Origin of the sequence: Shewanella sp. Sh95 (genome assembly GCF_001308045.1) — a bacterium.
GTDB classification, from domain to species: Bacteria; Pseudomonadota; Gammaproteobacteria; order Enterobacterales; family Shewanellaceae; genus Shewanella; species Shewanella xiamenensis.
In genome coordinates, this window is record NZ_LGYY01000098.1 from 1 (window position 1) to 420 (window position 420).

1 pseudogene is annotated in these 420 nt (G+C 75.7%); it reads right to left on the reverse strand.

The window, feature by feature from the left end:
• Window positions 1-420: pseudogene (locus AEA42_RS22605) on the reverse strand (epoxyalkane--coenzyme M transferase); the annotation flags it as partial.

The window sequence follows — 420 nt, forward strand, 5'->3', positions numbered from 1 at the left end:
GTCGGTCGCGTAGTGGGCGTTGGTGAGGCGCGCCGCCGAGCCGGGCGCGATCGCGGTGACGAACCCGTCCGTGGCCCCCGCGGCGGTCAGGCCCGCGCGCAGGTTCGCGACGTCGGACGCGACGGCGTCGTGGCCCGTGTAGGTGAGCGGGCCCGTGCACCGCGGGAAGGTCGTGGGGGCCTCGCCGCCCATGACGCCCGAGCGCGGGTCCTCGTACGCCGCGGCGAACAGCTGGTGGTCGCGCCGGTGCACGAACCCGGTCGTGCGCAGGTCGCCGGGGGTCGACAGGTGCCGCTCGACCGCCCACGCCATCGACTCGTCGAGCTCGAGGCCGCCCGTGCGGGCGAACGAGTACGACCACCACGCGCCGAAGTCGACGCTGCGGCTCATGGCCTTGCCGTACTCGCCGTCGCCCGGGAC